Annotated in this window: 17 protein-coding genes and 1 pseudogene; 13 read left to right on the top strand and 5 right to left on the bottom strand. The window is 44.2% G+C overall.

What is annotated here, in order from left to right; genetic code table 11:
• Positions 1-19: 19 nt before the first annotated feature.
• Positions 20-787 (bottom strand): SDR family NAD(P)-dependent oxidoreductase, encoded by a 768-nt coding sequence (locus tag IUA53_RS03670; protein WP_156026765.1) that lies wholly within the window; start codon positions 785-787, stop codon positions 20-22.
• A 615-nt stretch (positions 788-1,402) separates the two neighbouring features.
• Here IUA53_RS03670 and IUA53_RS03665 point away from each other — a divergent pair.
• The 5 genes from IUA53_RS03665 (at position 1,403) to IUA53_RS03645 (ending at position 10,162) form a co-directional block, all read left to right on the top strand.
• On the top strand, positions 1,403-4,330 hold the full coding sequence (locus IUA53_RS03665) for a TonB-dependent receptor (protein WP_044058039.1): 2,928 nt from the start codon (positions 1,403-1,405) through the stop codon (positions 4,328-4,330).
• Positions 4,331-4,433: 103 nt separating this feature from the next.
• The gene (locus IUA53_RS03660) at positions 4,434-5,537 is read left to right on the top strand and encodes a polysaccharide lyase family 7 protein (RefSeq protein WP_044448581.1); all 1,104 of its coding nucleotides are present in this window, start codon (positions 4,434-4,436) and stop codon (positions 5,535-5,537) included.
• A gap of 54 nt (positions 5,538-5,591) precedes the next feature.
• Entirely contained in the window at positions 5,592-6,611 is a 1,020-nt protein-coding gene (locus IUA53_RS03655; protein ID WP_044058041.1) for a LacI family DNA-binding transcriptional regulator, read from the top strand.
• A gap of 94 nt (positions 6,612-6,705) precedes the next feature.
• On the top strand, positions 6,706-7,638 hold the full coding sequence (locus IUA53_RS03650) for an AEC family transporter (protein ID WP_044448583.1): 933 nt from the start codon (positions 6,706-6,708) through the stop codon (positions 7,636-7,638).
• 283 nt (positions 7,639-7,921) lie between these two features.
• The gene (locus IUA53_RS03645; RefSeq protein ID WP_196898410.1) at positions 7,922-10,162 is read left to right on the top strand and encodes a heparinase II/III domain-containing protein; all 2,241 of its coding nucleotides are present in this window, start codon (positions 7,922-7,924) and stop codon (positions 10,160-10,162) included.
• Positions 10,163-10,190: 28 nt separating this feature from the next.
• Here the strand turns inward: IUA53_RS03645 and IUA53_RS03640 are convergent, their stop codons facing one another.
• From IUA53_RS03640 to IUA53_RS03625, 4 genes and pseudogenes are all read right to left on the bottom strand, one after another.
• Complete coding sequence (locus tag IUA53_RS03640; protein ID WP_082052932.1) at positions 10,191-11,576, bottom strand: alpha/beta hydrolase family protein; 1,386 nt, start codon at positions 11,574-11,576, stop codon at positions 10,191-10,193.
• Between the two features lie 113 nt (positions 11,577-11,689).
• Positions 11,690-12,379: an HAD family hydrolase gene (locus tag IUA53_RS03635; RefSeq protein ID WP_044448584.1), complete on the bottom strand. Its 690-nt coding sequence runs from the start codon at positions 12,377-12,379 to the stop codon at positions 11,690-11,692.
• Between the two features lie 122 nt (positions 12,380-12,501).
• Positions 12,502-12,699: pseudogene (locus IUA53_RS20345) on the bottom strand (sugar ABC transporter ATP-binding protein); the annotation flags it as partial.
• Between the two features lie 231 nt (positions 12,700-12,930).
• On the bottom strand, positions 12,931-14,205 hold the full coding sequence (locus IUA53_RS03625; RefSeq protein ID WP_082052990.1) for a hypothetical protein: 1,275 nt from the start codon (positions 14,203-14,205) through the stop codon (positions 12,931-12,933).
• Positions 14,206-14,972: 767 nt separating this feature from the next.
• Between IUA53_RS03625 and IUA53_RS03620 the strand changes: the two genes are divergently transcribed.
• From IUA53_RS03620 to IUA53_RS03585, 8 genes are all read left to right on the top strand, one after another.
• On the top strand, positions 14,973-16,970 hold the full coding sequence (locus IUA53_RS03620) for a hypothetical protein (RefSeq protein WP_196898408.1): 1,998 nt from the start codon (positions 14,973-14,975) through the stop codon (positions 16,968-16,970).
• Between the two features lie 169 nt (positions 16,971-17,139).
• Positions 17,140-18,159, top strand: coding sequence for an alpha/beta fold hydrolase (locus IUA53_RS03615; RefSeq protein WP_082052933.1), 1,020 nt, complete (start codon positions 17,140-17,142; stop codon positions 18,157-18,159).
• Between the two features lie 56 nt (positions 18,160-18,215).
• On the top strand, positions 18,216-20,090 hold the full coding sequence (locus IUA53_RS03610) for a CocE/NonD family hydrolase (RefSeq protein WP_052806718.1): 1,875 nt from the start codon (positions 18,216-18,218) through the stop codon (positions 20,088-20,090).
• Positions 20,091-20,212: 122 nt separating this feature from the next.
• Positions 20,213-21,961: a M1 family metallopeptidase gene (locus tag IUA53_RS03605; protein WP_044448590.1), complete on the top strand. Its 1,749-nt coding sequence runs from the start codon at positions 20,213-20,215 to the stop codon at positions 21,959-21,961.
• 105 nt (positions 21,962-22,066) lie between these two features.
• On the top strand, positions 22,067-22,669 hold the full coding sequence (locus IUA53_RS03600) for an ATP-binding cassette domain-containing protein (RefSeq protein WP_044058051.1): 603 nt from the start codon (positions 22,067-22,069) through the stop codon (positions 22,667-22,669).
• Positions 22,651-23,472, top strand: coding sequence for a hypothetical protein (locus IUA53_RS03595; RefSeq protein ID WP_044448591.1), 822 nt, complete (start codon positions 22,651-22,653; stop codon positions 23,470-23,472). Before IUA53_RS03600 ends, IUA53_RS03595 begins: the two co-directional genes overlap by 19 nt.
• 440 nt (positions 23,473-23,912) lie before the next feature.
• On the top strand, positions 23,913-24,668 hold the full coding sequence (locus tag IUA53_RS03590) for an SDR family NAD(P)-dependent oxidoreductase (protein ID WP_044058054.1): 756 nt from the start codon (positions 23,913-23,915) through the stop codon (positions 24,666-24,668).
• A 132-nt stretch (positions 24,669-24,800) separates the two neighbouring features.
• Entirely contained in the window at positions 24,801-25,619 is an 819-nt protein-coding gene (locus IUA53_RS03585; protein WP_052806719.1) for a 2-keto-4-pentenoate hydratase, read from the top strand.
• Positions 25,620-25,698: the final 79 nt, after the last annotated feature.

Genomic DNA, 25,698 nt, shown 5'->3' with positions numbered 1-25,698 from the left:
CCAAGTGCCCTTACCACCACTACGCCATGTATACGCCACCGTTGATATCCAAGGTAGCACCAGTGATAAAGCCGTTATATTCAGAAGCGAGAAATGCCACAGCACGAGCCACATCCATTGGATTACCCGCCCGTTTAAGCGGGATCTCACCAATGGTTTTGTTAGCCGATTCATCGGTGGTATGCGTCGCATGAAATCGCGTCCCTAATATTAAACCTGGAGTAACGGCATTGACGCGAATCCCCATGGACGCTAATTCCGCGGCCAGTGAGCGAGTGAACGTGAGTACCGCGCCTTTACTGGTTGAATAAGCTAAAGAACCACCATGCCCGCCTTTTCGCCCCGCTAGCGAGGACAAGTTCACAATGGATGCCCCTTCATCACCCTGCTTCAGCAGGGGCAACATAGCGCGAGTGACCATCATCATAGAGGTCACATTCACTGCCATCACACGTTCCCAAAAGGCATTATCGATATCATCAAGGGTATGGCGCTCTACGAGGTCGCCGGTATTGTTAATAAGAATATCTAACGTAGAGGTTAGGCTTTCCACATCTTCAGCAAACTTCGCAACTGTGCTTTCTTGGGTTAAATCAGCCTGAAGCGGAATAATTTCGCCCACGCCTGAAGCGCGCACCTCATCTTGCAGTTCTTTCACCGCGTCTTTCGAGCGAAAGTAATGCACAATCACTGTTGCGCCTTGAGCTGCAAGCTCCGACGAGATTGCGCCGCCAATACCGCTGGCGCCGCCCGTCACTAGTACCCTTTTCCCAGATAATGTATTCACACCGCCCCCCACATTCATTAACAATAGCGTAAATTCGTTTCCATATTAGCGGCAGCTAAAATTACCTTTATGGCTATAAAAGCTGAAAAAAGCGTTACCGCCAAACCATAGCTAAACCGTTTTAGCTTGCGTTTTAAATTAACATAGCAATGCACCATGTCAACGGTAAAATAACCAAATTTACAACTTTAGTTTACATTAGGTTAATAATAGCAAATCAAGATAAATATAAAATACATTAAAATTATCAATAACTTATACCATAAATAATAAAAACGATTTTTATTCTTCATTGATATTCTCTAGATAGCCAACCACTATTCCAACCTACTCCCGTATCAGTAAACCTTCCCGAAAATAAAAAGCAAATTAATTCAATAGCTTAATCAAACTCCGTGTTAAATAGGGTAAATTTAATGCAACTTTTGTCTACTTTTTGGTTGACGTCAAACCCATTAAATGTAAGTTTATTGTTAATTTCCTGTGCCGCAGGATTTTTTTGAAAACGATACTAAACCGGTTTACCCCCGGAATAATTACAAGCATAAGCTTCACATGAAATTTTTAATTCGGCGTTTGTGAGGTATTTAGCTGACCAGCTTTTGGAGAAGCGAAATGAATAATAGATTATCCAAACTTACCCTAGCCATTTTATCTGCCAGTACGATGGGAGCAGCCTTTCCCTCTTTGGCTCAGGAGACACCAGAATCGGAGGCATCTGATGCAGTTGAAGTCATTGAAGTGAGGGGCATCGCCAGCAGTATTGCTGAGTCTGCGAGACTCAAGCGCTTCGACTCACGTATTGTCGATGCCATTGTGGCAGAAGATATAGGTAAGCTTCCGGATAACAACATCGCTGAAGCATTGCAAAGAATTACAGGGGTGTCGATCAGTAGAGATTTTGGCGTGGGTGAATCGGTAACCATTCGCGGTATCTCACAAAACCGCGTAGAGCTGAATGGTCGTTCTACCTCTGGTAGTGGCCGTGGCGGGATTAGTTTAGACGATTTCCCTTCCAGCTTCTTAAAAACCGTTGAAGTGGTAAAATCTCCAACACCAGAAATGATTGAAGGCGCACTGGGCGGCACTATCAATATGACCACGGTTAGGCCTTTAGAACTGTCTGAGCCTCTAGTGGCCATTACTCTTGACGGCGAGTACGCTGACAAAGCCGAAAACTGGGCCCCCATGTTTACCGGTGCAGCGGGCACTAATTGGGATTTAGGTGACGCAGGTACCTTTGGTGCATCTGTGGTTATGTCCTATCAAGATCGCACCCTTCGCCGTGACGAGTTTTTCAACTTAGTTACACCGACGGAATTAGATTTGGACGGTGATGGCAATAGCGATGCGGCAAATACGCCAAGCGGTAACTACTTAGTACGCAGTCAAAATACCGTGGAACAAAAAACAGAGCAGCGAGAGCGTACCGCTTTCGGGTTATCGCTACAATGGGCACCAAAAGACACCGACGCCTTCGTATATCTGGATATTAATGCCACTGATCTTGACGGTGGTCAAGAAGCCTACTCTGTATTAAATGACAGCAAAGATTATAGCGACCTTGTGCTAGATAATGCCTACGGTGATGCACAAGGACAACTGCATAACTTTGGCTCTGGTAGCGTATTTGTTCAACCTAAAACCTGGGCCGACTTCACCACCAATGAATCTATGTCGAACGCGTTGGGTGGTGAATGGTTTATCACCGACAAAATCAAATTGTCTGGTGAAGTGGCTTACACCAAAGCCGAAAGCTTGCGTACAAATTCTGAGTTTAACTTACGCCCCATTTCCCGTGAGCAGTACGAAGAAGACGGCACTATCACTGAACACCTATTCACGATAACGATGAACCAAGATGGCGATCAGGTACCCGGCATTACGTTTTCCGATCCTGATGCCCTGTTAGATCCCAACAACCTTGCAATTCGTCAGTTTACCCATCAAAGGTATTATGAAGATAACGAAGAAACAGCAATTCGTTTTGATATTGAATACATAGAACCCATCGCAGGCTGGGACTTCCTTTCAAAAATGAAAGCCGGTGTGCGCACGACGGACAGAGATTACGAACTTGACCGTTATGATTTGCGTAATAACGGCAGCGAACTTAAAAACCTTCAAACCAGTGTCTCATACGACGGGGTTATTCGCCCAACATGGGTGGATGAGTTTGCTGAAGCCTATGGCGGATTTAAAGAAATTAATCACGATAATTCATTTGAACAGTCGGGTATCTCTGGTAGCAATGCCCTTACGCATTATTATGTCTACGACGGTGCCGAGTTGGCCTACAACATTGATGGAACCTATGATCGCGTAAAACAAATGCTTGCGGGCAGTAGCCATGAGCTTACCGGTTCGTTAGACGATAACATGGTTCGTAATACAGGTTCGTACGCCAAGATTAACGAGGAAACCCAAGCACTATATGCACAGTTTCATCTCGATTTTGACCAATTGACTGCCGTTGTAGGCGCCCGCTACGTCAAAACAGATCTCACCTCAGATACTTACGATCAAAGCGGCAACTACGACTATTCTGACTTTTTACCTAGCATAAACGCCACCTATACCGTAACCAACGACACAATATTGCGCTTTGCCGCCGCGAAGGTAATGCGTCGACCTGAATTTGGTGAGTTAAGCCCAGCTTTAAGTGTTGATAACTCGTTGGTTACCGGTACACAAGGTTCCTATCAGCTAGACCCCTATCGTATTACGCAATATGACATTTCCGCCGAACATTATTTCGGTGACGGTGGCATGGTATCTGCCGCCTTATTCTACAAAGATGTTGAGTCATTTACTGTCGCGAGCAGCTCATGTGTCGCAGACCCCAACACCGTTGAAGGTCAAAATGTGACCGAATATGTGAACGTGTGTTTACTGGATACTGCAGGTGTAAGTCAGTCGGATGTGAATTATGTGACGGGCGATCAAGACTTAGCTTATGTAGAGGCGCAACGTGATGCTGGACTAACCGGTATTGTTATTGATACTGACATTAACGGTGGCAGTGGTGAAGTTGCTGGTATTGAGCTTGCCTATCAACAACAGTTTAGCTTTTTACCGGGTATGTGGTCTGGCCTTGGAGTCAGCACAAACTATACCTACGCGGACAGCGAGCAACCAGATGGCAACCCGCTATTAGATATATCTAATCACACCTTTAACGGCCAAATATATTGGGAGAATGCCGGCTTCCAGATTCGTTTAGCCTACAACTGGCGCGATAAATACCTAGACACGCAGGATGAAAAACGTGTTCGTCCCGTGGGCGCACTGGCCACAGGTATCTATAACCGAACGAATCCAGATGAGGCCTATTTCGACCCAACATTAGGAAATAACTACCGTGATGCACGGGGCCAGTTTGATTTTTCAGCCAGCTACGATGTTAATGACAATATTACCTTGGTTGCGAATGCCGTTAATCTTACCGGTGAACCCATTACCCAGGTGACGGAGCTAGATAGCATTTGGCAGTATAGTGAATCTGACAGACGCTTTACTTTTGGTGTAAGAGCGCGCTGGTAAACTTTCGCACGTGTCTCGCTTTATCGCCGCAGCATGCTGCGGCGTTTTAACCTTAGTTTTCATATCCCTTCTACTTCTTAATTATTTTTAACTGGAGCTTCTTATGCGTAGCAGAGATTCACTGTGGCTAATTGCCGCCATGGCAGCTGCCTTGACAACAGGATGTAGCGAAAACAGCGCGCCTTCCTCAAGCCCTAAGCGCGATGCATCATCCAAAACCGCACCGGGTGAAGTGTTTGATTTATCGTCTTGGAATATTCTCTTACCGGTAGATTTAGATAAAGACGGTAAGGCAGATAGAGTAGACAATGAAGCCTTGTCGCACTATCAGTTGGATGAGTTTTTTTATTTAGACGATGAAAATAACATGGTATTTGCGGCAGCCAACAAAGCCTTTACCTCGCCAACATCCACCAATACACGTAGCGAATTACGGCAAGTCTATGTAGGCGAAAGTGGCGAGGTGCCCAGTCTTGACGACCCTCGCAATTATTTTGCTCTGGCCTCTCATCCAAATTCAGAAGATTTCGCCGCGTTAGGCGGACGCTTAACCGCAACATTGAAAGTTAACCATGTTTCAACGAATGCAAAGTACGGCGATAAGCCCCCCGCGTACTCTGTAGTGGTAGGCCAAATTCATGCGGCAAAGTTAGATGACATGAAAACAGAGATATCAGGCTTTGGATGGGGCAATGAGCCACTAAAAATTTACTACAAGAAGTATCCGGACCATCAAACTGGGTCAGTGTTTTGGAACTATGAGCGCAACCTGCCTGAAGCCGCGCCTAACCGCATTGATATTGCCTATGGCGTATGGGGCAATGGATGGGAAAACGACGCCGATCCAGGCGTTAACGGTATAGCCTTAGGAGAAGAATTTAGCTACATTGTTAATGTGTATGGCGATACGATGTATTTAACCTTCAGCGCCCACAACCACCCCACCGTTAACCATCAAATTAATTTAGCCGATAACATTGATGCAAATGGGCGCGTTGATGGGCACGATGATCCGGTTGGCTATAAAAACGATTGGCTGTTTTTTAAGGCTGGTGCGTATAACCAATGCAGTACAAAAGATGCCCCCACATTTCGTTATCCTGCGTGCCCAGGTACCGGTGATTGGGAAACTGACAAAGCCGATGGTAACTACACCAGCGTGACATTTTCACATTTGCAGTTAGGTCATGCCCATGTGGTGGAATAAGAGGGTCAGGGTAGTTAATTTACCAATAAAGCCCCGGATGTAAGAGATGAACCAATGAACAAAAATAAAGTTAGACTGATTGATGTGGCTACAAAAGCCGGCGTGTCAAAAAGCACTGCTTCGCAGTTCTTAAATGGCCGATTTGATTTTATGTCGCTAGATACCCGCTTGCGGTTACAAAAAACGGTAGAGGAATTAAATTATGTCCCTAACAATATTGCACGCAGCTTAAAAACAAACAAGACTCGCACCCTAGGGGTTATCGTTAGGGATATATCTAGCTATTACACTAGCCAAGCTATTCGTGGCATGGACGACTACTGTAAAAGTCATGGCTATGATCTCTTCATCTATAATTCTGATTTTGAACCTCAAACAGAAAAAAATGCCCTAACCACCCTATGTCAACTCAACGTAGACGGTGTCATTATTGCTTCATGCGGTAACAATGCAAAGCTTATTGAAGACATTTCTAACAACACTGTTCCTGTGGTTCAGTTTCAGCTAGAACATGATGATTGCGATACAGGCATTGTGGTTGCCGATTACAAGCGCGCCTCTTTTCAAGCCACCGAATATTTAATCAAGCAAGGACACAAAAATATCTGTTTTGTAACCCAAAAATTTGAAAGTGTTAAGTCTCGCCAAGAAAAATATCAGGGCTTTGTGGACGCCCACCATAAATATGATCTTCCGGTAAACGACAATCTAATCCTACATTGGGATAGAACCCATGGCTTAGACACCTCGCCTGTCGATATATTACGTTCAGACCTTGCCCCTACCGCATTTTTCACGCAGCAAATCGCCATCACCGTGGACGTATTAAAGGCGCTAGAAAAAGCCAATATTGCGATACCTGAAGCGGTGTCACTACTAGGGTTTGAAGAAATACCGATGGCTGAATTTTTTCGGGTGCCTATCACAGTAGTGAAACAGCAGCCCTATGAAATTGGGAGTGAAGCCGCACGTATGCTTATGGACAAGCTTAGCAGTGGCAAATCGTTTAATACGCGTATGTTGGTACCCTGCGAGCTTGTATTACGGGAATCGTGTTGCCCACCAAAGCCTTAATAAGTGGGAATTAATAAGAAGGTTGTAGGAATATCAATATTCTAGAATAAATTTTGATACAGTGAATGTTATCCTTATTTTGACTGTTTAACCCATGCTCTCGTTTATCACAAGTACATTACTTCCTGTACTTATTTTGCTTTTTTTTGGTTGGTTTTTTTTCCGTATTCGCTGGCTAAACGAAGCCTTTATTGAGTCCGGCTCGAAGTTGGTTTTTAATGTCGCCCTGCCGGCCTTATTGTTTTTGTCGATAAGTCAGTCTGACTTTTCCCATGCTGCGAATTTCTCTCTCATTGCCATTGGCATAGTCGGCACCCTCGTAATGTGCGTTCTGCTCATGTTGCTCGCGCACTTTACTGTCAACCCTCAAAACGCTCGTGGCGTAGTGGTTCAAGGCGGTTTTCGAGCAAACATGGGAATTATCGGGTTAGCTTATTGTGCCAACACCTACGGCTCAGAAGGATTAGCAGCAGCCTCTGTTTACATGGGCTGCGTGACTATTTTATACAACGTGGTATCGGTATTCGTGCTTAACTTCTACCAAGTAGGCTTTAGTGCACCAATGGCGCAAATTAAGGGGATAACTCGAAACCCATTAATTATTTCCATTGTGGCTGCGTTACCGTTTTCGTATTACCAATGGGGGTTGCCCGAAGTCGTATTAAGAACCGGCGAGTACTTTGCTCAGCTCACCCTGCCCCTTGCCCTTATTTGCACAGGTGCATCCTTGCAATTTCGTTCGTTTTCCAGCGACTGGTACAATATTGTGCTAGCGACAGTCAGTAAATGTGTTGTCTATCCCGCGTTTTTGGTGGGTAGTGCCTATTTATTTGGTTTTCGAGGAATGAGCTTAGGCATCATTCTTTTACTCTCTATTTCTCCTACGGCGGCAGCTAGCTATATCATGGTACGCAATTTAGGAGGCGACCATCGCCTTGCAGCCAGTATCATCGCTGTCAGCACCCTGGCGTCACTGCCTATTACTGCCCTAGGATTTGGACTGCTTGCGGCCTGGCAATTAGTCTAAAGCTTATTTTACCTTGCAGCTTACCTTCTTCACACGCGAAGGTAAGCCCTTAATTTTTTCTGTGTCTTGAGTGCTTACCTCACAAGACCAAAAACTTACCAATAAGAATAAATTGGACTAACCAATTAACTAAAATTTTAGGCTTTTGGGCAAAATTTTCATCCACATTGGTCAAAACAATCTGTTATTGTAGTCGTTACAAATCGATGCACTTTTATTAACAAGTCCCTACCCTTGTTAATAATGTCTTGAAGTGCGGCTGGTTAATAAGGAACTTACAAAAATGAATTTAAAGAAATTAACGTTTAGCCTACTCACCATTGGGATGAGTTTATCTCCCCTAACCCTTCAAGCGAGCGAGCACCCAAACCTTATTCTTACTGAATCTGGCGTTGAGAGAATGCGAGAAAATGTGGGGCAGGTTCCCTTGTTCGATAAAAGCCTTGCGTCAGTAAAACAACAAGTGGACGCAGAAATAGCCATGGGTATCGATACGCCCATTCCTAAAGATTTTTCAGGGGGCTATACCCATCAGCGCCATAAACAGAATTTCTTTATCGCACAAAAAGCCGGGGGGCTGTATCAGATTTTAGGCGACGAAAAGTACGCCAAATATATTCGCGATATGTTGTTTCAATATGAGGCCATGTACAAAGACCTTCCTCTCCACCCGCAAGAGCGATCTTACGCTCGGGGAAAGCTTTTCTGGCAATGCTTAAACGACAGTAATTGGCTGGTATACATGAGCCAAGCTTATGACGCCATATACAACTACCTTTCGAAAGATGAGCGCCAGACATTAGAGACCAATCTATTTCGCCCCTTTGCCGACTTTATCTCAATCGAGAACCCACAATTTTTTAACCGTGTACACAACCATAGTACTTGGGGTATTGCTGCCGTTGGTATGATTGGCCTAGTGATGAACGATGAAGAACTCATTCAGCGCGCATTATACGGTATTGATGATGACGGTTTAGAGGTGGGCGGCAAAGATAATGACGGTGGCACCATCAAAGTAGAAGGTCAGCGCAAAGGCTTTTTCGCCAACTTAGAAGAACCTTTCTCGCCTGATGGCTACTATACCGAAGGCCCTTATTATCAGCGCTATGCCATGTACCCTTTTCTTATTTTTGCACTGGCTATGGAAAACAACCGCCCCGACTTAAAGGTTCTTCAACACAAAGACAATGTATTGCTTAAAGGTGTAGATGCGTTATTGAATCTATCTGATGCTGACGGCGAATTCTTTCCATTAAACGATGGACAAAAAGGCATGTCTTACTACAGTGCATCGTTAGTCACAGCGGTAGACTTAGCTTATTTCTATGGCAACAAAGACCCTCAACTTCTGAGTATTGTGGAAAAGCAAGGGCAAGTACTGCTTCAAGAGTCGGGATTAGCCGCAGCGATAGGTGTTCGTGATGGAAAAGCCAAACCATACCTAAAGGGTTCTGTGAATTTAAGCGACGGTATTAACGGTAAACAAGGCGGCATTGGCGTTTTACGTCATGGAAATGAAGATTTAACCTTAGTGTTTAAATACGCCGCGCAGGGGTTAAGCCACGGGCATTACGATAAACTGTCCTTCTCACTGTATGAAAAAGGTGAGGAAGTTCTGCAAGATTATGGTCTTGCCCGGTTTGTCAATATCGAGCAAAAAGGCGGCGGTAACTACTTAAAAGAAAATACCACCTGGGCAAAAACCACAATTGCTCACAATACATTATCTATCAATCAGCAAAAGCATTTTGGTGGCGTTTATGATGTAGCAAGTCAACATCACTCAGAATTATTCACCTTCGACGCGAACAAAGGTAATGTGAAAGTGGTGAGTGCAACAGAAGAGAATGCCTACCCTGGTACTTTTATGCACCGCACCATGGCGGTTATCAAAGAGGAGAGCTTTGAGAAGCCGTACCTTTTAGACATTATGCGAGTGACATCAGACAGCGAAAATCAGTACGACCTTCCATTTTACTATTTGGGACAAGTGATTGATAACAATTTCGACTACCAATCACCGACCAGTTTACATCCGCTAGGCGAAGAAAACGGTTATCAACATCTCTATGTTGAAGGCAAAGGTAGCGCAGTAGAAGGCAATACTAAATTTTCATGGTTAGGCGCAGGTAAGTATTATACCTTGACCATGCTTACCGATGCACAAGACGATATTTATTTAACACGCATTGGCGCGAACGACCCTGAATTTAACCTTCGTCGTGAAGCTGGCATTATGCTGCGTAGAGAAAACACAAAAGATACCGTGTTTGTTTCAGTGGTAGAGCCTCATGGGTCTTACAGCCCAGTCAGCGAATCGTCAAAAAACTCTAAAAGCAGTATTGCTAAGCTGGAATTAGTACTCAATAGTGCTAAGTATACGGGCGTGTCTATTGTCGATGTAAAAGGTAAAACCCAGCTATTTGTTATTGCCAATAGCGACAACAGTGACACCGCTGAGCATGCAGTTACAATAGACGGAGAGACCTACCGCTGGACAGGGCCTTACTTTTATCAGTAGAAGGTTCACGAGGATATAAACCTATCTCTCACGGTGTAATAGCGTGTGAAAGGAAATATGGGGCTAAGTACTCAAAACTCAGCCCTTTCGCCGTGCGCTTTTGAAACCCTTTCCAGTAAGTGTGGCTGTCTTTAGCCATGCCCTTTTCATCCATAGCCCATACCCCTTCATTCGCGTGAGGAACTAGGTTTAAATAGTCTTGCATGCTTGTGTCTTCTTTCAGGTATTTACCTAACCATGCGGTCACAAAGTGCTGAGCGATATTATTCATTCTCACGTTATCCCATACAGCATCTATGTAATGACCACTTACGTTAAACCCAAGCGCGTCATTAAAATAGAATGATTCCTCTGGTGCCGGCATTACTGCCCCCGCATTGTGATTTGCATTCTCGTAAGTCAGTAAAGCTCGCTCGGTATTCTGCATTCCTTGCCATATAGCGCGTACGCCATTTTCATAACCAGACACATCGTCCTGAGAACCCGCCACCAGCATCATGGGGACAGATACAGTAGAGAGGGTTTCGGGGCTAAACATATAATAGTTCATTCCCCACGGCGCAAAGGCGATCACCGTTTTAAGGCGGCTATCTACTGGTGCATGATAGCCAGCTTGATGACGCTTCAACGTAGCAAAAGGTGCGCTCTGAGGGCTGTTAACCGCCATTTCAGTCACACTCGCTCCAGCGGTAATTAACGCGCCATACCCCCCCATGGAATAACCAATTAGCGCTGTATTATCTGCATTAACCAATTTGTACAAAAACGAATCAGCGTCATTTGACAGTGCAGCAACTTTGTCTAACACAAATTGCTGATCTACCGGCCGGTTTACTAAGGTAGACGCAAAAGCGGCTTGGGTCCTATAGGTAGAATCAGTGTGATCAATAGACACAACTACGTAGCCCTTAGAGGCAATGTTTTCTGCTAAATGTGATAATAAGAATCGGTTGCCTGGATAACCATGAGATACCAGTACTAAAGGAAACGGCGTATCAGCCTCTATAGGTGAAGCGTCTCGCATCGCCTTTCCATGAAGCGCCACTTGTGTTTTGCCATCGCGAATAAACGCCTTCAATTCCGTTTCACCTTTGGCATTTTCGCTGGCGGGGTACCACACTTCTATGGTTAACGGTCTATCGTAAGTGGGCAGTGATGATGGTTTGGGTTTAGATGCATCTAATTGCAGCATATCTATTTGCTTTGGGTTAACAAGATGCAGCGTTTTTACCCCAATATCATATGTACCATAAGCGGCAAGCTCTGGCGCGTCAGGTCGCTGGGTATCGATGCGGTTTTCGGCAACACTCAAGGTTGAATAAGTTAAGGTGGCTAATAATAGAATAGCACTACGCCACCCTAAGTTCCGTTTTGTCAGGGCGAACTTCGAACCTCTTAGTGGATTAATTTGCATAAGATTTCTGTCCATTTTATTTGTGTGTAGGGTCGCATTTTTCACCTCTACTCTACTGTATAAATATGAACAGAAAAATACATAATCGATGTATTGCAGGATTGCTTTTGATGCTATTTTTCAAATAGCTGAGGTGCCAACAAAGACAAATCTTTCCAGTGTGAGATAACACGAAAACCACCACCTTCATCATATACTGTTTCAGCTAAGTGACTGGCCCCCGTATACCTGATGACCTGCATGTTCGCAGCTAATGCGCCCTCTATGCCAGCCATAGAATCCTCAATGACCAAACATTTCTCAGGCAATACCCCCATTTTTTCGGCTGCGAGTAAAAATATGTCTGGCGCAGGTTTGCCGTTTTCCACTTCTTCACTGGTGGTGATCATTCCCTCGAAGAGTGCTGACAAACCTGTAGTTTCCAGAGAGAAGCTGACTCGAGATGGACTACTGCTGGTTGCAATACATCGTTTTACATTCAGTGAATTTAACACTTGCTCAAGCCCATCCGTTGGCTTTAATTCCTCGGCGAATACCACCAGTAATGCAGCAAGATACTCATCTCGAAAATCATCCGCTAAGTAGACATTAAAATCAGTGACAATTTGCTGCCTGGCAGACGGGAAGCTTTTTCCCAAAAAGTGCTTATCGAAATATTCACCAGTTATCACCACACCTAAGTCAGCTAGCATTGAGACAAGCACTTTTTTGCACAATATTTCACTGTCGATAAGCACCCCGTCGCAATCAAAAATAACCAGTTCAATATGATTAAAATCTGGTTTATGTATGGTGCTTTCCATGTTTATTTCTCGCTACTCTATCTATCAATATCTAGCCATTGGGCAACGCCCAAGCCGGTCACAAACAACTTGAACACTGCCTACAGCAAACTCACCGATGCACTTACACCTGAATGCCTTCAATTAGGCCGAACATCAATGAAGTTCATTTTGGGAGAACCAATAGACCCTGCTGCAAATCGGTTTACTGGCTTTTGGTATAACTCAAGAGGGGTGCATACTTATTCAATGATACCACCATTGAATACCGCAATTCTATCGGCCATGGTCATCGCTTCCACCCTATCGTGAGTGACATAAATCAGGGTGGTGTCTAAACGCGTGTGAATTGAACTGTGGTATCCAGTTTTCATCAAACCCTATGGTGCCAAATGCATTAGACATTGACGTGAGAAGAGCAATATTTCCCCCCTACATGATATTGTTCATTCACCACCGATAACAGGGATAGAGGTTTGCGTCGTTTATGACTATTAGGTTTTGGTTGGTTTACCCGCATGAGTAGGCTGAACTGTCGCGCTCATACGGGCAATGCTACACACGCTACCGTGTTAGAATTTCACTGATATTTCTGACGTGATGCCGTCAAAGCCGGCGCCTATTTGGCCGCCAGAGTTTGTCCCTTCTTCCTGATCAACATATTCTACTTTCCAAAGTGTTCTGTCGTTGATCCAATACCCTGCCGAAACTTGAAGCCGGGTTACTTCGTTGTCGCTTTGCTCGATAAGATCAGAGGTATTTTCAGCTTCAGCATAGCGCGCTGCGACATAGAGTTTTTCAGGAATAACATACTGCTGTGCTTCAATAACCCAATAATCAACAGAGGAATCGGCTTCAATCACTTGATTAGAATCAAATGTGGTGCCAGTAGGATCTAGCACGCCGTCGGTCCCAAAATAGGTAATACCGGCGACGGCATTACCTTCGGTATCTGCAAAGGTATAATCGTCACTGGCTTTACCTAGCATGAGGATAACGCTGGTTTGGTCTGAAGGCTGGTATGCAAGGTTTAATTGCATAATAGATTGATTCAACCCAGGCAATGCACCTACGTGTGTATCCCGTTCACTGGAAGCTGAAGCCGAGAAGTTATAGTTTTCACCATCACCAAAGCGATAGTTCGTGGTGGTGACGCCATCTAAGCTTGCGAGGCCGTTTTCAAACACCAGTTGGTCGCCTTGGTTGGCTTGGAAGATGTTTAAGCCCGCTTTGAAACCACCTTGAAACTCCAACGTGCCCTGAATACGGTAGTTGTAGCCTCTATCTTCTTGGAACGCTTCGCCAAAGCTAGACGTTGTCATGTGACCGGCGACGTTGTAGGCGCGAAGTATGCCGCCGTCAAAGGTTTCTGTATAACTTAATTGAATGCCGTTTTCTGCCGTTGCATAGTCAGTGATACCATTACCAATTAACGCATTTCCTTGGTTGTCTGCACCATCTTGGAAACCTTTAAATTGAAACGGTGACGCGCCAATATTCCCTGCACGTAAAATTAAACTGGCATTTTCTTTCTCATACCCCGTGAGCCCAAACATATCGAATTCAATACCGGCGAAATCTTGGTGAAAGGAGAAATCTCGATCACCATTGTTACCAAAATCATTAGGTTCTTCTGCGATATCGATGTCTGCCGTAATGTTTTCAGTAATTTTGAATTTAAACATCAAGTTAACGCGTAAACGACCGAAACCGTCGGATTGCATTTCATCTTCTGGGCGGAACGCGCCGTCTTTGGCCTGAATAGCCTGGTAATTTTGCATGGCCAAAAAGTTTACCTGTACTCGGCCATCAAGGAACTCATTGGGTTCACTAGGCGGCACATACATAGGCTTCTCTTCACTTAACTCTTGCGCCATTGAAAGCGCTGGCGTCGTCACTGCAATAATTGCAGCAGCGAGCGCGCTTAATTTGCTGGCCGTTTTGGTAGAACAAGTTGTAGAAAGATGACGCTGGTTGATGTCTAGCATTGTGAACCCTCTCAAGACTAATTTTTAATTTTTATTCCGCAAAACTGAATATGAAATGGAACATGACACTCTTAGAGTGTCACATTCAACAAACAGGCTTTCACTCATTTACACCTGCTCAACATTAGGGCATATGACCATTTTATTATTTTATCGTCAACAATTTTTTTAACAATTAATTATCATTTTCACCCACACAAGATAATTAATATTAAAATTCAGATAGTTACTTGCAGTAAAAATTGTATTAAAATTTTGTGTAAAGATGAAATATGAGAAGGGAAACCGAAAAAAATCATTTTCAAATTGATAAAAATTTACATTTTATGAACACGGAAATTAGAGAGCATACACCCCAACAAAAGGCACATGCTCAAACTAAACCAAAAAAAATCGGGTGTAAATTGCGTTGCGCGGGTACGCAATACTCGTCTCAATGGCGAGCACGACAATCTCTCTTAAGGCAAGGCACAATAAGGCTTTCAACTGGGGAAGGTACGACGATAATAGCCACTGAAGTACCCGTACCTTTTGTTACATTTAAACGAAAGTTTAATTATGCGTTCCATTTTTGTAGAGGCATAATGGCCATTCAAATAAAAATAATCACAGAAACGGATTTCAACATGTTAAAAAAATCCCCTTATATCTGCCTTGCTTTCGCCTTAACCCTCAGTGCTTGTGGAGGCGGTGGTAGTTCATCCTCTTCAGGAGGTGGCTCTTCCACTCCAACGACGCCTAGCACTCCAGAACCAACTGGTGCCGACTTTTCTTTAAGTCCCGTGGACTACACCGTAGCGGGTCTAGACACCATGGACAGCATGATCCAACTGGGTAATATCACCAACAATATGCTTAAACAGCCCAGAGGCAATGCAACTGAAATAAGTAACATTTGTGAAAATGGCGGTATTTCCACTGCGACTTATAGTTCAGGCAGTACTACATTCACCTCGGGCGATGTCGTTACTTTTTCATTCAATGACTGTTTTCACAAAGAGATTGGGGGAGACCTGTCTGGAGATATTACCGCTGAAATCACCAGTGTTGATATCAACCAGGGGGCGATGACGTACGATGCCAGCTTTAATCAATTAGAAACGATTGTTAACGATGGCCGTCTTTTTATATCGGGAGATTTCACCGTGCAAAGTATAAGCACACTCCCACTGGACAGCTTCACGCTGTCTATATCCGATCCTTTTAGCATATCCCAACCTGATGGTTTTGAAATTCTCCTTGATGATTTTCAACTCACACATACAAGAGACTGGTTGACGGCTAAGTACAGCCTTGATGGACATGGACAATTTCTCGAATCAAATGTTTTTGATGCCTTTGCCTTTTCGGTAGATGAACCAATAGTAGGGTATTTTTCGGAATACCCTCATGAGGGCAAAGTTACGCTTTCTTCAGATGTGTCCAGCGATCTTGTAATCACGACAAACTTTGTGACAGATTCAGATATGTACAACTTTGAGTTTGCTGGTGACACTGGCGCAATGGATTGGAGTTTTTCAGTAGATGGAGCGATGTGGAGTGCCAGCACCGAAGTAGGTTATTTCGGCTACGCTACACATCATCGCGCGGATAACTTTCATTACTTAGGCATTAACACTGGGCCCCATACAATTAACAACTACCCGATTTTAGAGAGCCTAGAATTTCAGTTCTCTCGCCCCATCGCGTCAATCGGTACGCAAACAACCAAGTTATATTCGGTGTGGTCAAACAACCCCGATGTAGAGGTAACCGCTGACGTCGTGGGTGCCAAGGTGATATTGACACCTACTAGCCCACTCACGCCAGGAGTAGAATACACACTTTACGGTTTTGAAGTGTTCGATGCACTTGGACAGTCTATTTCTACCGATTCGGTGACCTTAACTGCATCTACTGCAGCCATAGCCGAAATAGAAACCTCAGATAACTTTTACAGTAGAGATAGCCAACCCAGCTTGTCGGTATTTAGTAACTTCGCCAACGGCGGGGAGACTGTGTCAGTTCAATGGAGTGAAATCACGGATTATGGGGTGACCTTTTCCGATGATGGTGGAAGCGAAATTTATGTAGATATTTCTGCAATACCTTCCGATGTGAATGAGGTAACGGTCATGGCAGAAGCAATCAGCGATAATGGATTGATTGCTTTCGCCACCAAAACATTGCTAATCGTACCTGACACAGGCAGCTATCTTGCATTTAAGAGCGAAGAAGGTGACTACATTGGCGCTGGACAATCCGTTATTATGGATGACACAGACAGCGTTTTCTCTGTGCAAACCTACTCAACGCAAGAGATAGAAGCCAGAGTAGATTCTTCTTTTTTCAGTGATTATTGGTCGCTAAATTTAGAAGCACCTGAAGGAAGTGAGCTTGAGGTGGGCACCTATAACGATGCTACTCGCTGGCCTTTCCAAGCTGCATTAGTGCCAGGTCTTGATTTTTCTGGAAACCACAGAGGTTGTAATAACCTATATGGCAGCTTCACTATCAGTGAAATTGCGTTTAGTGATGGGCAGCTTACCAAGCTCGCTGTGGACTTCGTACAATATTGTGAGTCCACTGACAACCCGCCCCTATTTGGTATATTGCGTTTTAATTCAACGGCAAAAATACTCTAGCAACCTCGGCCATAGGGCAACGTTAAGGTACAAAAGAACCCTTTGTACCTTAACGATATGTGCCAACCGTCTTTCTATTCCTTCACCCTGTCTTGTTTTCCCCCCTTTTACGCTGCATTTGTTATACAAAATAACCATGATACAAAGCAGAACTTAGGTGGTAATGATTATGATGGGTACTTCAAAACATAGCGTTGGTTTACGCTTTATCTGCCTTTTGCTCCCGCTAATAGTGCCATTTTTAGTACAGGCTGCCCCTTCGAAGGGTTTGGATAAGCGCCTATCGGAATATCCCTACCCTTTTGCCGTAAATACTTTCTCATTCTCATCTCAGGGTGAAGAATTAGAAATGGCATACATGTACTTGCCACCCAAGGCCAGTAAGCCCGTCGTTACTCTCATGCATGGCAAGAACTTTAATGGCGCGTATTGGGAACAAACTGCTGCTATGTTGCACGAGCAAGGTTTTGGGGTACTGATTCCTGACCAAATTGGTTTTGGAAAATCATCAAAACCCACTCACTATCAATACAGCTTTGCCACCTTAGCCCATAATACCCGCGCTTTACTCGACACGTTAAAGATAAACCGCAGCATCATAGTGGGTCACTCCATGGGCGGTATGCTAGCCACTCGTTTTGCACTTCTATATCCTAAACTCACAGAAAACTTAGTGCTGATTAACCCTATTGGACTCGAAAATTATCTGCTTTATGAAACTTATACGGACATAGAAAATGTGTATCAAAGTGAGCTAAAGAAAACCCCCGAAATGATTAAACGTTATCAACAAAAAAATTACTACGATGGCAATTGGAACGAACAATACGCCAAGCATGCGGCATTTTTACAAGGTTGGATAGAAGGCCCGGATTGGGACACGTTAGCACGTGTTAATGCCTTAACTTACGATATGATTTTTACCCAGCCTGTGGTTGAAGAATTTACCCACCTTAACGTCCCCACCACGTTGATACTAGGTACACGAGATAGAACAGCACCAGGCCGTGCCAACAAAAGAGACGATGTTACGCGGGAGCTAGGCCGTTATGACAAACTAGGGGCAGAAATAACAGCGCGAAACCCAAGCATTCAAGTTATCGAACTGGAAGGACTTGGCCACCTGCCACAGATAGAAGACTTTTCCCGTTTTAAGCCCAATTTTATACGCGCACTATCGACAAAATAACAACTCATTTGACCCAGGTCATCAATAAAAAATAAAAACACAAACGAGAGGAAATAATGAAAACAATCACCAATAGGCTGTTGCTAATATTCGTATTAGTGACCAGCTTTAGTGCACTGGCAGCCGACAAAAAAAGCGACCCCCGCGCTGATTACATAAGAGCAAACTACACGAAATACGAGTACCAAATTCCTATGCGGGACGATGTGAAGTTATTTACCTCTGTGTATGTCCCCAACGACGATAGCAAAACCTACCCCATGATGTTTCAGCGTACACCTTATCGCGTTGCCCCTTACGGTGCAGATAAATACAAAACGCGCTTGGGGCCAAGTGATGCCTTTGAGAAGGAAGGTTTTATCTTTGTTTTTCAAGATGTTCGCGGTAAGTTCATGTCTGAGGGCGAATTTGTCAATATGCGTCCTCAAGATGCATACAAACGTGGTAATTCCGCCACAGACGATGCGACGGACACCTATGACAGCATTGAATGGCTAGTGAAAAATGTAGACAACAATAATGGTAATGTAGGGATGTGGGGGACCTCATACCCAGGCTATTACACGTCAGTAGGTGCAATAAACAGCCATCCTGCGTTAAAAGCCATTTCTCCTCAAGCCCCCATTGCCGACTGGTTTTTTGACGATTTCCATAGGAATGGCGCGTTTGTCACGCCCATGGCATTTATCTTCTTCGATACCTTCGATAAACAGCGAGATGGGCAATTTGCTTATTGGCCGAAAGGGATGGATCAAGTCACTCCTGATGGCTATCAGTTCTTCAAAGATTTAGGCCCGCTAACGAACGTTAATGAAGATTACTTTAACGGCGAGCGACCATTTTGGAACGAAATTATTGCGCACCCTAACTACGATGACTACTGGCAATCACGCGATCTATTGCAACACCTTTCGAAGACGAAACCAGCCACCTTGGTCGTGGGCGGATGGTACGATACAGAAGACCTTTATGGACCCTTGTATACTTACCAAACCATGTCGCAGAAAAATAGTCAATCACACATCAAATTGGTGATGGGCCCTTGGTCACATGGCCAATGGAACAGTACAAAAGGTGGCGCAAGTCTGGGTGAAGCAAACTTTGGCTTTGACACCAGTGCTTGGTTCCAAAAAGAGGTGTTATTACCCTTTTTCAAACAGCATTTAAAAGGCGAAGGTGAGGCTAACCTTGCCACTGCGACTATGTTCGAAACCGGCAGTAATCGTTGGAAGAAGTTCGATACCTGGCCACCTAAAGCGGGTAATGTACAAACGCTATACCTTGGCAACAATGAACAACTTCTCGATGAAAACACAAGCAAAGGGGCAAGTGAATACATCAGCGACCCCAACAAACCCGTTCCTCATTCAGCAAAAGTCAGTCGCGGTTGGGATAAACCTTATATGGTTGAAGACCAACGCTTTGCCGCAAGACGCCCTGATGTGCTTGTTTTTGAAACCGACGTGTTAGAAAACGATATGACCATTGCAGGTGCCATTGATTTAGATCTTTGGTTTTCTACCACACAAACGGCCGCTGACATTGTCGTAAAAGTGGTCGATGTTTTCCCCGGTAAAGATGACAATACCAATAAAGTGGATAAGGAAACCGGTAATCGACACGAGTTAGTTCGCTGGAGTGTCATTCGAGGTAGATTTCGCGAAAGCATGAGCGAACCCAAACCTTTCGTTGCCAATCAACCCACAAAAGTCACCTTCGACCTGTACGACATACTTCATACATTTAAACGTGGACACAAGCTACAAATACAAATTCAAAGTAGTATGTTTCCCTTTATCGACATTAACCCACAACACTATGTAGACAATATTTTTGAAGCGAAAGAGTCTGACTATGTTAAAGCGATGCACACCATTTACCACAACAAGGACTACCCAAGTGCCATACGCTTTAAAACATTAGACAACTGATCACAATGCGCCACCAGAAGCGCTAGTTTTAGCGCTTCTGACCCACACCTTTATGCCTGTATAAAGGTGTATTGCAAAACACAATAATACATAACAACAAGTACCAACAACGGAAAATACACATGAAAAAGAGCGCAATAGCCCTAAGCTGTGTCAGCGTATTTCTTTTTAGCTGCGCAGCACCTAAGTCGATAACGCAACCTGATAGTACAACGCCCCTAGCGCAAACGGTTAAGCCGAATGAGTTGTCTACGCCTTACACGCTAAAAACTGGCGGCGAGATATCAGAGCACCAAAAACATCTCACCGTAGACAAAGCATTGCTACGCTTTTCATTCGATTTCGACAAAGAAATCCTGTTTGGCGATACCACGCTCACACTGAATGCATCAAAGCCACAATCGACGTTTTCTGTTGATTTAGATACCCGATTTACCCTGCAAGATGTATGGCTAAATGGCGAGCGATTACCCAACGATCGTTATAGCAACAAATACGGGGAACTCATTGTCTCTTCATCTTCATTAGTCGCATTTCCGGCCACGTTACGCGTTGTGTATTCAGGTCATCCGAGAACACCTATACGCGCGCCCTGGGATGGGGGGGTTATGTGGGAGAAAACCGCTGAAGGGCAACCTTGGTTAGCCACGGCGGTGCAAGGCGAAGGCTGTGATCTGTTTTGGCCATGTATAGACCAACCCTTTGGCGAACCCAATGAGACAGAGCTTTACATTACGGTGCCGAAACCTTTGGTTGCCGCCACCAACGGTGTACTTATTAACACCCATGATGAAGGTGAAAACCGCACCTATCACTGGCAAACAAAGTCTGTTCACAATACCTATGGCATTGCGTTAAATATTGCACCATACAAGCAAATGACTACGCAATTTACCAGCATTTACGGAAACACTTATCCGCTTACCTATTACTACTTACCGGAGAAGGAAGATAAAGCAAAAGCGCTATTTGACGAACTACCGGAAATGATAACCTTCTTTGAACGTATGATTGGCCCTTACCCTTTTGCGGATGAAAAAGTGGGCATTGTACAAACCCCACATTTAGGTATGGAGCACCAAACGATTAATGCCTACGGTAATCAATATCGAAAAGATGATGGGGGTTACGATTGGCTGATGCAACACGAATTTGCCCATGAGTGGTTTGGCAATCAACTCACTAATGACAACTGGGATCATATGTGGCTGCATGAGGGTTTCGGAACCTATATGCAACCACTATACGCACAGTACCTTCACGGTAATGAGGCCTACTTTGTTAAACTCAATGCCCAGCGCAAAGGGTTAGCTAACGCCCACCCCATCGTCAGTAATACCTTGATGTCTGAAGAAGATGTCTATGAAAAAGGGCCTGCGGGTGATATTTATGCAAAAGGCGCTTGGGTCATTCATACCTTGCGAGGCGTTATGGGCGATGACGCCTTCTTTCGTTCCGTCACCGAGCTAGTCTACGGCAGAACCGACCCTAAACCTGGTAACTTCAAACCTATTTTTGCTAATACACAAGATTTCATCGATATTGTAAATAAACATAGCGAATCGAACTTAGACTGGTTTTTCGACGTGTATCTTTTCAGTGCGGCTCTGCCTGAATTAACAATGACTCGCCATAAAGACAGTGTCACATTTGCTTGGAAAACTGACAACAACCTCCCCTTTCCTATGCCACTTGAAGTGAGTATAAACGGTAAAATCACCGAGCTTGATATGCAAACAGCGTTTAGCCTGCCAGTGAGCCAATTCGACACAGTGATTGCAGATCCTAATAGCAAAGTATTGAGATACGAACAGCGATATGAAGACTATAAAGCTTGGATAAAAGAAAATAGTAATACCAAGAAGAAGTAACGCTATAGGCATGTCTCTTTTGGATAACACCTTGTTGGTGCTTTTTAACCCAAAGAGGCATGCCGCTGCCTTACCACCTTACTGTTAGCGAATGAGTGCAGATTTTTGAACGACACCATAACACTACGTCAGCTCGCAAAAAGCTATAAGAAAAAGTGTGCTTTAAAGCCGCTCTCAGTTGCTATCCCTCACGGGAAGTTCCTATTAAGCGGTAGAAATGGCGTAGGAAAAACCACGTTATTAAAGATACTAGCCGGCTTGGAAGAGCCCTCAGAAGGCACAATTGAAAGGCCGCCGTGGGCATCAAGTGCTGCTATTGCCTCTGATTGTATCGTTTACCCAGAAATATTAGCGATTCGTGAGCTTGCCGACTTATATGTCAAAGAAGGTAAACTTGATAAAAATGCCTTTGAACAGCGCATTAAGCATTTCAATCTAACGCCATATTTATCAACCTTAGTGGGAGAACTATCAACCGGTTCGCTTCAGAAGCTACGCTTATGTTTAGCTTTAGCAAGCAGTCACCCGTTGGTGCTACTCGACGAACCGTTAAATGGCTTAGACAACGAAAGCGTACTCGTTGCATTAGATGAAATAGCACAGGAACAAAGGCCCATGATCATTGTTGACCATGAAAAGCGTTGTGCCCCACATGTGAAAGGGAAAATTAAAATAGATGACGCAGGATCATGCACTATAACGCCATAGTTGCTCGTTTGTTTAAAGCGCACAACATTGAAAACAGAGGGTTATATTCCGCTATTTCCATAGCAGTTATGCTAATTTCACCAGTAATATTGCTGTTTTTTCCTTTATTGGGATATTGGATATTAGCCATGCCCGTTACCGACATTCGATTCTGGTTAGGGCTGAGTCTACTGCTTGCTATCAGCAAAAGCATGTTGTCTTTTCATTCCGCCGTGGTGAAAGTAAAGTATATCAACTGGGGGATAGACTGTTATGGCAAGCATAAGTTTTACACGCTGTACTGTGTCAATCGGCTTATTGCATGCACCCCGGTCTTCATTTTGCTCGCGATTGGATATGCTGAAGCCCCATTGACTCCCTCTAGTATAATAAGCGGTATCACGATAAGCCTTATTTTAGCCGGTTTTATTACCTTAGACAGCGTTTGGCGTTTAACATCATCAACACCAGCGACGTCCTTCGCTTACTCATTCCAACTACGCTTTTTGCTAACGCCTCTTTTGCGGCTTTATTTAAGGTGGATACTGTTTTTATTCGCCCTTAGCGTGCAGATATACCTTATGGACTCGCAGCAGTCATTTTTATTCAACCTTGGCATTTTTACATTTATCGGTATGTTTACTTTTACCCTGCTATATACATGCAGCGCGTATTGTTTTAACTATGTAGAATCCCATCGCCTATTTTTAATGAGTCTTTCTGCTAGGTTTTATCAATCTTGCTGGCGCAATACTCGCGTTGTACTTTTCTTCATTTGGGCTATCGCGATCGCCTTACCTTGGTCAAGATTACTCCTTTTTTAACCCTCTTTCTTGTCATTCACCTCGTATCCCCCACCAACTGGTATTACCAATAAAGAGGTTTTAACAGGGTGTCATCTTCGCGACGCTTTTTCAGGGTGCCATATTCGATAAACTCAGTGTCATTCGCTAGCTTCCGTGACATTTTTACGCGTTCACTTAATGTGCAAGGGCAATAGGGCTAATCCATTCACGCTAACAAAGGCTTTTTTCGAATAAATCGCTTTTAAGCGCCTTCCATGTGCATTTTTTTGTACTTTTTCGTCACTTTTTGTTTAGAACCAACCCGTATCAACACTGGCCTGTCGATTAAATTAACAAAAAAACCAAAAAATAATAGAACAAAATTTACACTTTATTGCCTTATCTGGTAGACCAATATATTTTAATGCTCTAATATTGGTAAACATTCATTGTCATACACATACAAAGAGAAACGAGTTATGTCTAAGAAAATTGCATTGGTTACAGGGGCTACTGGCGGAATTGGATTTCAAGTAGCAAAGCGTCTAGGTGAAGACGGCTATACTGTTGTATTAAACGGTATCGAAGATGACAAAGGCGCGGAACGCGTAGAAGAGCTAGCAGCACTGGGGATTGAAGCAGAATATTATGGCTTCGATGTTACTAACGACGAAGCGGTGACAGAAAACGTTAAAGCCATCGGCGAAAAATACGGTCAAATCGATGCGGTTATTAACAATGCGGGCGGTTTAGGTGGAAGAAGCCCAATGGAAGAGATGACCACTGAGTTTTACCGCTCGGTCATGGCACTCAACTTAGACAGCGCTTTCTTCGTTTCTCGTGCGGCCATTCCTTATCTTAAGAAAACCACTGGCGGCTCCATCGTTAACTACACATCGAATGCAGCTTGGAATGCAGGTGGCCCAGGTGCAGGTATCTACGGCGTATCAAAAGCAGCGGTTAATACGTTAACCCGTGCACTTGCTAAAGAACTTGCTCCTGCAGGTATTCGCGTGAATGCTGTATCTCCAGGCACTATCGATACGCCATTCCACGCGCAAATTAAAGCCACTAAGCCAGAAGTATTTGCGTCATGGAAAGACAGCATTCTGTTGGGTCGATTAGGTCAGCCGGAAGAGGTAGCCTCTGTTGTTTCTTTCTTAGTGAGTGAAGATGCGTCATTTATTACTGCAGAAACTGTTCAAATTGGTGGCGGCCAAGCTCTAGGGATTTAATTCCTGTTTGTATTAACGAAAGAGCAAGGCCATGGGCGTTGCTCTTTCGCATTTGCCCTCCTTACCATCATAACCTTTTCAACCACGAGAAGGTGTTGAACATAGACATTTAGCGACACCCAGAGGCATGACATGTTGCAATTTCATACATTAACCGACGAAGAAGTTCGTCAGCTTTCAGACACGCTATTTAACGCTCGCACAACAGGCAAAGCGCTACCTGAGTTTCCGGGCAAACTCCCCGCCACACTAGAGCAAGCCTATGCGGTACAAGATCTTTCTATTGCAGCTTCTGGCGATAACGTTGTGGGCTGGAAAGTCGGCATGGTTATTCCAGAGCTTCGTGAGCAAATGAAATCTGAGCGCATAATGGGGCCAGTCTTTAAGAATGTGGCACACTTTATTGGGCATTCTCACGGTGATAATGAGTACATAGAACTGCCTGTCTATACCGATGGCTTTATTGCGGTTGAAGCTGAACTCATGATTGAGATTAACCGCGAGATCACGCCTGGCAGTATAGATACTTCTGCGGATCTATCTCATTTGATTCGTCATGTTTATACCGGGGTCGAAATAGCCAGTAGCCCAGTGAAGGACTTAAATGACTACGGCCCTACTGCGATAATTGCAGACTTTGGCAATAACCACGGCATGGTGGTAGGTGCGCCAATCGAGGATTGGCAATCAAAAATCGCGACCATTGAAACTAAGTGTTTCATCAATGATGAACTGATTAACTCCGCCCCTGCCAACAATGTATTAAATGGGCCAATGGCGGCATTTGCCTATCTTATAGACCAAGCAAGTAAACGTAATATCACGTTACCGAAGGGCACAATGGTGTGCTCGGGAGCGATTACCGGTGTTCACGAAACCTTAGTAGGCTCAACGTCCACAGTAGACTTTGGTGAGGCGGGTAAGATCAATATGAAGTTAGTGGCATTTTAAGCGACAAAACTTCTGATTAATATGAAGGGTGTGTAGTTATTGGCATGTGGTACAAGTGACCACTGCCAATAACAGTTAA

The sequence above is a fragment of the Alteromonas sp. B31-7 genome, from assembly GCF_015767655.1.
GTDB lineage: Bacteria > Pseudomonadota > Gammaproteobacteria > Enterobacterales > Alteromonadaceae > Alteromonas > Alteromonas australica.
This window is presented reverse-complemented; position numbering and strand designations above follow the sequence as displayed.

Bases quoted from the DNA above. Each gene is read 5' to 3' on its own strand.
- IUA53_RS03665 (WP_044058039.1), top strand. From the start codon at position 1,403: ATGAATAATAGATTATCCAAACTTACCCTAGCCATTTTATCTGCCAGT.
- IUA53_RS03660 (WP_044448581.1), top strand. From the start codon at position 4,434: ATGCGTAGCAGAGATTCACTGTGGCTAATTGCCGCCATGGCAGCTGCC.
- IUA53_RS03655 (WP_044058041.1), top strand. From the start codon at position 5,592: ATGAACAAAAATAAAGTTAGACTGATTGATGTGGCTACAAAAGCCGGC.
- IUA53_RS03650 (WP_044448583.1), top strand. From the start codon at position 6,706: ATGCTCTCGTTTATCACAAGTACATTACTTCCTGTACTTATTTTGCTT.
- IUA53_RS03645 (WP_196898410.1), top strand. From the start codon at position 7,922: ATGAATTTAAAGAAATTAACGTTTAGCCTACTCACCATTGGGATGAGT.
- IUA53_RS03640 (WP_082052932.1), bottom strand. From the start codon at position 11,576: ATGCAAATTAATCCACTAAGAGGTTCGAAGTTCGCCCTGACAAAACGG.
- IUA53_RS03635 (WP_044448584.1), bottom strand. From the start codon at position 12,379: ATGGAAAGCACCATACATAAACCAGATTTTAATCATATTGAACTGGTT.
- IUA53_RS03625 (WP_082052990.1), bottom strand. From the start codon at position 14,205: ATGTATGTGCCGCCTAGTGAACCCAATGAGTTCCTTGATGGCCGAGTA.
- IUA53_RS03620 (WP_196898408.1), top strand. From the start codon at position 14,973: ATGTTAAAAAAATCCCCTTATATCTGCCTTGCTTTCGCCTTAACCCTC.
- IUA53_RS03615 (WP_082052933.1), top strand. From the start codon at position 17,140: ATGATGGGTACTTCAAAACATAGCGTTGGTTTACGCTTTATCTGCCTT.
- IUA53_RS03610 (WP_052806718.1), top strand. From the start codon at position 18,216: ATGAAAACAATCACCAATAGGCTGTTGCTAATATTCGTATTAGTGACC.
- IUA53_RS03605 (WP_044448590.1), top strand. From the start codon at position 20,213: ATGAAAAAGAGCGCAATAGCCCTAAGCTGTGTCAGCGTATTTCTTTTT.
- IUA53_RS03595 (WP_044448591.1), top strand. From the start codon at position 22,651: ATGCACTATAACGCCATAGTTGCTCGTTTGTTTAAAGCGCACAACATT.
- IUA53_RS03590 (WP_044058054.1), top strand. From the start codon at position 23,913: ATGTCTAAGAAAATTGCATTGGTTACAGGGGCTACTGGCGGAATTGGA.
- IUA53_RS03585 (WP_052806719.1), top strand. From the start codon at position 24,801: ATGTTGCAATTTCATACATTAACCGACGAAGAAGTTCGTCAGCTTTCA.